This is a genomic window from Inhella sp., from assembly GCF_041912635.1.
In the GTDB taxonomy this organism is placed as follows: Bacteria; Pseudomonadota; Gammaproteobacteria; order Burkholderiales; family Burkholderiaceae_C; genus Inhella.
On sequence record NZ_JAYRMO010000026.1, the window covers coordinates 61277 to 70432 of the forward strand.

Here is a 9156-nt window from a genome sequence, read left to right on the forward strand (position 1 = left end):
CCTTTGCTTGTGACCCGGAGCGGTCAATTGGTCGGCGAATGATCGAGGAGGCAGCCTGGGATCGTGACGACTTCCAGCGCGATCGGGATCGAATCGTTCACTGTTCGGCGTTCAGGCGCTTGGTCTACAAGACGCAGGTCTTTCTGAATCATGAAGGGGACTTGTTTCGAACGCGCCTGACACATTCGCTGGAAGTGGCTCAGCTCGCACGTTCGATGGCAAGGAACCTCCAACTGAATGAGGATCTGACCGAGGCCATTGCGCTGGCGCACGATCTCGGACACACGCCGTTTGGGCATGCTGGCCAGGACACACTGAACGCGTGCATGGCCGCGCATGGAGGCTTCGAACACAACCTTCAAAGCTTGAGGGTGGTGGACTGGCTTGAGCGTCGTTACGCTGAGTTTCCAGGTTTGAACCTTTGCTTTGAAACACGCGAGGGCATTCTCAAGCACTGCAGTGCCCAGAATGCGCAGCTGCTGGATGCGCAAGAACCGGGTGGTGTTGCCGCGCGCTTCCTGGCGGGGCGGCAGCCCGGCCTGGAGGCGCAACTGTGCAACTTGGCAGACGAACTTGCGTACTGCGCCCATGATGTCGATGACGGTGTGCGCTCTGGCTTGCTGAATGCTGAGGATTGGCTGGCGCAGCCCTTTCTGGCGGAGCTGGTGCACCAGGTGCAGAGCGAGCAGAAGGGCCCACTCAGTTCGCGGGTGCTGCTGTACACCGCCCTGCGGCGGCTTCTGCGCACAGGCGTCCAGGACTTGGTGCTGGCAACGCAGCAGCGCTTGCAGTCCTCAGGTGTGCTGACGGTCGACGATGTGCGGGCGGCGCCTCCGCTGGTTGGCTACAGCGCTGAGGTCGCTGGGCAACTGAGAGACCTCAAGCGGTTCCTCTTTGCGCGCCTGTACCGGCATCCTCAAGTCGAATCCCAGCGCGTGCTGGCCCAGAAACTGTTGGCGGACTTGTTCGCCATCTATATGCAAATTGGCGTGCCGGAGGCGCGGGAGGCGGAACCCGCGCGCGCCGTGGCGGACTACTTGGCAGGCATGACAGACCGGTTTGCAGTGCGCGAGCATCAGCGATTGACGGGGGAGCGCTTGTTCGACGCGGCGTGAGTCCTGCTCGGCTCCAAAATGGGGCCAGAGTCAACAAGGCCTCCGAAAATGGCACGCCAAGCCCGTCTGATCATCCCCGGTGCGCTGCACCACGTGCTGCAGCGCGGCAATAACCGGCAGGTCGTGTTCCACGACGATGAAGACCGACTGCAGTACCTCACGGCTCTGCGCGAGGCCACACGCTTGCATGGCGTGCGGGTGCATGCCTATGCCTTGATGGACAACCACGTTCATCTGTTGGTGACACCCCAGTCCGATTACAGCTTGGCCCGGGCTATGCAGACACTGGGCCGGCGCTATGTCGCTTATTTCAACCGGCGGCATGCTCGCTCCGGCACGCTCTGGGAAGGTCGGTTTCGCACCATGCTGGCGGAAGACGGGCCCTATTTTGAGAATCTGCTCCGCTACGTCGAGTTGCAGCCGGTGCGGGCAGGCTTGTGCGAGCTGGCGATGAACTACCCCTGGAGTAGCGCTGCGCATCACCTCGGCCTGCGTCGAGATGCGCTGGTCAGTGAGCACCCTTGCTATTGGGCCATGGGCAATACGCCATTCGAGCGCGAGCTTCGCCACCGGCAAGGCCTGGCAGAAGGGGTGCCGCCGGCGCTCCTGGAGCGCATTCGAAAACACGTGCACAGCGGGTGGCCGCTACTGACCCCTGCGGGTGCGCGGGCCTTGGCGGCGCAGACCGAACGATCGCTGGTTCCACGGCCAGTCGGACGGCCGCGCCGACAAACAACTCTGTCCCCGATAAAAAACGAAGCCTGACTTGTCGGCTTCTGATTTGCACTCTGACCCTAATTTGTTTCCAGGAGGTTACGGGCCGCTTCGCGCTAGGCTTCGGGCAGTCCCGAGCTGGAGTAGCCCATGTCCGATCAAGCCCACCTTGCACCCCAAATGAACGAGCGCCAAGCCTTGGCAGAGTCCGGCCTGTATCGGCCCGAGGCTGAGAAGGACGCTTGCGGCGTCGGTTTTGTGGCCCACATCAAAGGGCAGCGCACGCACGCCATCGTCCAGCAGGGCCTGAAGATCCTGGAAAACCTCGACCACCGCGGAGCGGTCGGGGCCGACAAGCTGATGGGCGACGGCGCCGGCATCCTCATCCAGATCCCCGATGAGTACTACCGAGCCGAGATGGCCGCCCAAGGAGTGAACCTGCCGCCACCCGGCGAATACGGCGTGGGGATGATCTTCCTGCCGAAGGAGCACGCCTCGCGTCTGGCCTGCATTCAGGAGCTGGAGCGCGCCGTCAAAGCTGAGGGGCAGGTGCTGCTGGGCTGGCGCGACGTGCCGGTGGACCGCGAGATGCCGATGTCTCCCACGGTGCGGGAAAAGGAGCCTGTCCTCAAGCAGATCTTCATCGGCCGGGGGCCGGATGTCATCGTGCCAGACGCACTCGAGCGCAAGTTGTACGTGATCCGCAAGACCGCCAGCTCCGCCATCCAGGCACTCAAGCTCACACACAGCCGTGAGTACTACGTGCCCTCGATGAGCTGCCGCACGATCATCTACAAGGGGCTCTTGCTGGCAGACCAGGTCGGCACGTATTACAAGGACTTGCAGGACCCGCGTGTGGTCTCCGCGCTTGCCCTGGTGCACCAGCGCTTCTCCACCAACACCTTCCCCGAATGGCCGTTGGCGCACCCCTACCGGATGGTTGCGCACAACGGCGAAATCAATACGGTCAAGGGCAACTTCAACTGGATGCGCGCACGCGAGGGGGTCATGAAATCGCCCGTGCTTGGCGAGGACCTGAAGAAGCTCTACCCGATCAGCTTCGAGTACCAGAGCGACACCGCCACGTTCGACAACACGCTTGAGCTGTTGGTGATGGCCGGCTACCCGCTTGCCCATGCCGCCATGATGATGATCCCGGAGGCTTGGGAGCAGCACGAACTCATGGACGAGCGCCGCCGCGCCTTCTATGAGTACCACGCCGCCATGATCGAACCCTGGGACGGCCCGGCGGCCATGGTCTTCACCGATGGCCGCCAGATCGGCGCCACGCTGGACCGCAATGGTCTGCGCCCGGCTCGTTACATCGTCACTGACGACGACCTCGTCGTGCTCGCTTCGGAAAGCGGCGTGCTGCCGATCCCCGAAAACAAGATCGTCAAGAAGTGGCGCCTGCAGCCGGGCAAGATGTTCCTGATCGACTTCGAGCAGGGGCGCATCGTCGAGGACGACGAACTCAAGGCTCAGCTGGCGAGCAGCCGACCCTACCGCCAGTGGATCGAGAACGTCCGCATCAAGCTGGACGGCATCGACGTTTCCCCGGCGGAACCCGCAGTCTTCGAAGACAGCTTGCTCGACCGCCAGCAGGCCTTCGGCTACACGCAGGAGGACATCAAGTTCCTGCTCAGCCCGATGGCCGCCACGGGCGAAGAAGGCATCGGCTCGATGGGCAATGACTCGCCCCTGGCCGTGCTGAGCGACAAGAACAAGCCGCTCTACAACTATTTCAAGCAGCTGTTCGCCCAGGTCACGAACCCGCCGATCGACCCGATCCGCGAGGCCATCGTGATGTCGCTCAACAGCTTCATCGGTCCCAAGCCGAATCTGTTGGACATCAACGCCATCAACCCGCCGGTGCGCCTGGAGGTGGAGCAGCCGGTACTGAGCTTCGAGGACATGGCGCGCCTGCGCGACATTGCCCGCCACACCCATGGCAAGTTCAAGAGCTACGAGCTGGACATCACCTACCCGGTGGAATGGGGCAAGGAGGGTGTGGAAGCCAAGATCGCCAGCCTGTGTGCGGAAGTGGTCGACGCGCAGAAGAGCGGCCACAACATCATCCTGATCACCGACCGCAAGGCCAATCGCGGCCAGGTGGCCATTCCGGCGCTGCTGGCGCTCTCGGCCATCCATCACCATTTGGTGCGTGAGGGCCTGCGCACCACGGTCGGCCTGGTGGTGGAAACCGCATCGGCGCGCGAGGTGCACCACTTCGCCGTGCTGGCAGGCTTTGGCGCCGAAGCCGTGCACCCCTACCTGGCCATGGAAACCCTGGTCAGCCTGCACAAGGAGCTGCCGGGCGACTTGAGCGCGGAAAAGGCGCTCTACAACTACACCAAGGCCATCGGCAAGGGTCTCTCGAAGATCATGTCCAAGATGGGCATCAGCACCTACATGTCCTACTGCGGTGCGCAGATCTTCGAAGCGGTGGGCCTGCAGAAAGTCTTGGTGGACAAGTACTTCCGCGGCACGCCCACGCAGGTGGGTGGCATTGGCATCTTTGAAGTGGCCGAAGAGGCCCTGCGCATGCACCGCGCCGCCTATGGTGACGACCCGGTGCTGGCTCAGGCCTTGGATGCTGGTGGTGAGTACGCCTGGCGTGCACGTGGCGAAGAGCACATGTGGACGCCCGATGCGATCGCCAAGCTCCAGCACAGCACGCGTGCCAACAGCTTCGAGACCTACAAGGACTACGCGCAGATCATCAACGACCAGAGCCGTCGCCACATGACGCTGCGCGGCCTGTTCGAGTTCAAGTTCGACCCGGCCAAGGCGATTGCCATCGAAGAAGTCGAGCCCGCCACAGAGATCGTCAAGCGCTTCGCCACGGGCGCCATGTCCCTGGGCTCCATCTCCACCGAAGCGCACACGACGCTGGCGATCGCGATGAACCGCATTGGCGGCAAGTCCAACACGGGCGAGGGCGGCGAGGACCCGGCGCGCTATCGCAGCGAGCTCAAGGGCATCCCGATTGCGGATGGCACCAAGGTCAGCGAAGTGATCGGCGCCAAGGTTGTCGAGGCCGACTACACGCTCAAGGGCGGCGACAGCCTGCGTTCCAAGATCAAGCAGGTCGCCTCGGGCCGCTTCGGCGTCACGACCGAATACCTGGTCAGCGCCGATCAGATCCAGATCAAGATGGCCCAGGGCGCCAAGCCGGGTGAGGGTGGCCAACTGCCCGGCGGCAAGGTCAGTGAGTACATCGGCTTCCTGCGCTACTCGGTGCCGGGCGTGGGTCTCATCAGCCCGCCGCCGCACCATGACATCTACTCGATCGAGGATCTGGCCCAGCTGATCCACGACTTGAAGAACGTCAATCCGCGGGCGGACATCAGCGTCAAGCTGGTCAGCGAGGTGGGTGTGGGCACCATTGCCGCCGGCGTAGCCAAGTGCAAGGCCGACCATGTGGTGATCGCCGGCCACGATGGTGGCACCGGCGCATCGCCCTGGAGCTCCATCAAGCACGCCGGCACGCCCTGGGAGCTGGGCCTGGCCGAGACGCAGCAGACCCTGGTGCTGAACCGCCTGCGCAGCCGCATCCGCGTGCAGGTGGACGGCCAGCTCAAGACCGGCCGCGACGTGGTGATTGGTGCCCTGCTGGGCGCCGACGAGTTCGGCTTCGCCACCGCGCCGCTGGTGGTGGCCGGCTGCATCATGATGCGCAAGTGCCACCTCAATACCTGCCCGGTGGGCGTAGCTACGCAAGACCCGGTGCTGCGTGCCAAGTTCAGCGGCCAGCCGGAACATGTCGTCAACTACTTCTTCTTCATTGCCGAAGAAGTGCGCGCGCTGATGGCCCAGCTGGGGGTGCGCAAGTTCGACGAGCTGATCGGCCGCGCCGAACTGCTGGACATGAAGAAGGGCATTGCCCACTGGAAGGCACAAGGCCTGGACTTTGGCCGCGTGTTCCATCGCCCCACCGTACCGGCCGAGGTGCCTCGCTACCACGTCGAGGCCCAGGACCACGGTCTGCACAAGGCACTGGACAACAAGCTGATCCAGCGCTGCCTGCCCGCGCTCGAAAACGGCGAGCGCGTGCAGTTCATGGAAGACGCGCGCAACCTCAACCGCTCGGTGGGCGCCATGCTCAGCGGCGAATTGATCCGCCGCCGCCCGGAAGGACTGCCCGACCACAGCATCTTCATGCAGATGGAGGGCACCGGAGGCCAGAGCTTCGGCGCCTTCTTGGCCGCGGGCATCACGCTCTACCTGATCGGTGATGCCAACGACTACGCTGGCAAGGGCCTCTCGGGTGGTCGCGTGGTGGTGCGCCCGTCCATCGATTTCCGCGGCGACGCGGGCAGCAACATCATCGTGGGCAACACGGCCTTGTATGGCGCCACCAGCGGCGAGGCCTTCTTCCGCGGTGTGGCGGGTGAGCGCTTTGCGGTGCGCCTCTCAGGCGCCACGGCGGTGGTGGAAGGCACCGGCGACCATGGCTGCGAATACATGACCGGCGGCACCGTGGTGGTGCTGGGCAAGACCGGCCGCAACTTCGCTGCGGGCATGAGCGGTGGCGTGGCCTATGTGTACGACGAGGACGGCCAGTTCGCCAAGCGCTGTAACACCGCCATGGTGGCGCTCGACAAGGTGCTGCCGCGCGAGGAGCAGGAAAGCACACAGGATCCGGCCACCTGGCACCACATCGATCGCAAGGCCGAACCGGATGAAGCCATCCTGAAGCGCTTGATCGAGGCTCACCACAAGTGGACCGGCTCGCTGCGCGCACGCCAGCTGCTCGACCACTGGGCCGACAGCCGCGCCAAGTTCGTCAAGGTCTTCCCGCACGAATACAAGCGGGCGCTGGCCGAGATGGCGAGCAAGAAGCTCAGCCGTGCGGCCGTTGAGGAAGCCGCTGAAGCGGTGGCCAAGGCCAAAGCCGTCAAGTCCGCTGCCGCGCGCGCGGCTGCCAAGTAAGCCAGTCAAGGAAAGCAATCATGGGAAAAGTCACCGGCTTCATGGAGTACGAGCGCCTGGAAGAGGGCTACGAGCCCGTCAAGGTGCGCCTCAAGAACTGGAAGGAATTCGTCATTGGCCTCTCGGCCGAAGACAGCAAGACCCAAGCCGCGCGCTGCATGGACTGCGGCACACCCTTCTGCAACAACGGCTGCCCGGTCAACAACATCATTCCGGACTTCAACGACCTCGTTTACCGCCAGCAGTGGCAGCAGGCCATTGAGGTGCTTCACAGCACCAACAACTTTCCGGAGTTCACCGGCCGTGTGTGCCCGGCACCCTGCGAGGCCGCCTGCACGCTGAATGTCAACGGCGATGCGGTCGGCATCAAGTCGATCGAGCACGCGATCATCGACCGCGCTTGGGCGGAAGGCTGGGTGCAGCCCCAGCCGCCTGCACAGAAGACCGGCAAGAAGGTGGCCGTCGTCGGCTCCGGCCCCGCCGGTCTGGCAGCAGCACAGCAACTGGCGCGTGCCGGTCATGGCGTCACGGTGTTCGAGAAGAACAGCCGCATCGGGGGCCTGCTGCGCTATGGCATTCCGGACTTCAAGATGGAGAAGTCCCACATCGACCGTCGCGTGGCCCAGATGCAGGCCGAAGGCGTGGAGTTCCGTGTCAATACCCTGGTGGGTGAGCTGCCCAAGGAAGGCCCGGCCGCCAAGATCACCAACGACGCCACCACCGTGGTGACGGCAGCCCAGCTGCAGGCGGAATTTGACGCCGTGCTGCTGGCCGGCGGTGCCGAGAGCCCGCGCGACCTGCCCGTACCCGGCCGCGAATTGGAGGGCGTGCACTTCGCCATGGAGTTCCTGCCGCAGCAGAACAAGGTCAATGCGGGCGACAAGCTCAAGGACCAGCTGCGTGCCGACGGCAAACATGTGATCGTGATCGGCGGCGGTGACACCGGCAGCGACTGTGTGGGCACCAGCAACCGCCACGGCGCCGCGTCCGTCACCCAGTTCGAGCTGATGCCCCAGCCGCCGGAAGTGGAGAACCGCCCGCTGACCTGGCCCTACTGGCCGATCAAACTGCGCAGCAGCTCCAGCCACGAGGAGGGCTGCGAGCGCGTCTTCTCCATCGCCACCAAGTCCTTCAATCCGGGCACCGGCAAGGACAAGGGGCGCATCAAGAGCCTGACCACCGTCCAACTGGAATGGCAGGGCGGCAAGTTCAAGGAAGTGCCCGGGAGCGAAAAGGAATGGAAGGCCGACTTGGTGCTGCTCGCCATGGGCTTTACCGCCCCGGTGGTCTCGGTGCTGGAGGCCTTCAATGTGCAGCGCGATGCGCGCGGTAACGCTCAAGCAGGAACCGACGCCAGCGGTGGCTATGCAACCAGCGTCCCGAAAGTCTTTGCCGCGGGTGACATGCGGCGGGGGCAGAGCTTGGTGGTGTGGGCGATTCGCGAGGGGCGTCAGGCCGCGCACGCGGTGGACCGATTTCTGATGGGATCTTCAAGCTTGCCACGCTAATTGAGCCTCAAGAGTGGCTCTTTGCTCGTTGGCTATGGCCGCTCGAATGCGAAGGCTTGATGTGTCGGAAAAGAGCCGGATGCGGGAGATCCGCGGTCCGGTTCGATGAGGGGGATGTGGAGACGGAGCTACGGCGAGGGTACTCGGGCACCGCCAGACGAAAGGGGCGGCCAACAGACAACCTGGACCTACGGCCACCGCGCCACATCTCTACTCTACCAATGGGCAGTATGCGTCCGGCCAAGTCGTCTTGAACACAGCAGCCGAGGCAGCAAGGATCGTGTCCACGTAGCTTAATGTGGAAGACACCTGTTGGCGCCGACCGAAATTTGACCCACTTGTGAAGGATCTGCCGATCCAAATTTGACCCAGGTGTTCAACCTACCCTGCCCGATTTATCCACAGAGGGCGGGGGCGTGAGGAGTGATCACCATGGCCAAGATTGGCAAGGTCTTGCGGATGCATCACCGCGAGAAGAAGTCGGTGCGCGAGATCGTCAAGGCAACGAGCCTGGCACGCAACACGGTGCGCAAGTACCTGCGCATTGGCAAGGCCGAAGTCCCCCAGTACCGGCGCCCGCCGGTGTCCACCAAGCTGGCCCCCTTCATCGAGACCGTCCAGCAGGCCCTGCTGGCCGACGCGCGTCGGCCCAAGAAGGAGCGGCGCACCGCCAAGGCGCTGTTTGCGCAACTCGTTACGGCGGGCTATGCCGGCGGCTACAGCCGACAGACCGACTACATCCGCGAGTGGCGCGCCATGTATTGACCCAGTGAATAGCTGCTCAGGTGTTAGTGTCGAAAGGAAGAAGACATGAGCACCCTGATGGAAGACGAGATCAAGCGATGGACAGCCAAGCGCAAGACGGCGCTGGTGCTGGACATCAT

4 protein-coding genes and 1 pseudogene are annotated in these 9156 nt (G+C 63.7%); all 5 read left to right on the top strand.

Translation table 11 applies throughout. The annotated features are described in order from the left end of the window. The first annotated feature begins 38 nt into the window (after positions 1 to 38). Positions 39 to 1115 (top strand): deoxyguanosinetriphosphate triphosphohydrolase, encoded by a 1077-nt coding sequence (locus tag ACE3QP_RS15480; RefSeq protein WP_374437385.1) that lies wholly within the window; start codon positions 39 to 41, stop codon positions 1113 to 1115. A 48-nt stretch (positions 1116 to 1163) separates the two neighbouring features. Beyond that, complete coding sequence (locus ACE3QP_RS15485) at positions 1164 to 1880, top strand: transposase (protein ID WP_374437386.1); 717 nt, start codon at positions 1164 to 1166, stop codon at positions 1878 to 1880. A gap of 129 nt (positions 1881 to 2009) precedes the next feature. After that, on the top strand, positions 2010 to 6764 hold the full coding sequence (locus ACE3QP_RS15490) for a glutamate synthase-related protein (protein ID WP_374437387.1): 4755 nt from the start codon (positions 2010 to 2012) through the stop codon (positions 6762 to 6764). A gap of 20 nt (positions 6765 to 6784) precedes the next feature. Then, on the top strand, positions 6785 to 8272 hold the full coding sequence (locus ACE3QP_RS15495) for a glutamate synthase subunit beta (protein WP_374437388.1): 1488 nt from the start codon (positions 6785 to 6787) through the stop codon (positions 8270 to 8272). A gap of 432 nt (positions 8273 to 8704) precedes the next feature. Continuing rightward, positions 8705 to 9025, top strand: a pseudogene (locus ACE3QP_RS15500) (IS21 family transposase); the annotation flags it as partial. Positions 9026 to 9156 lie beyond the last annotated feature (131 nt).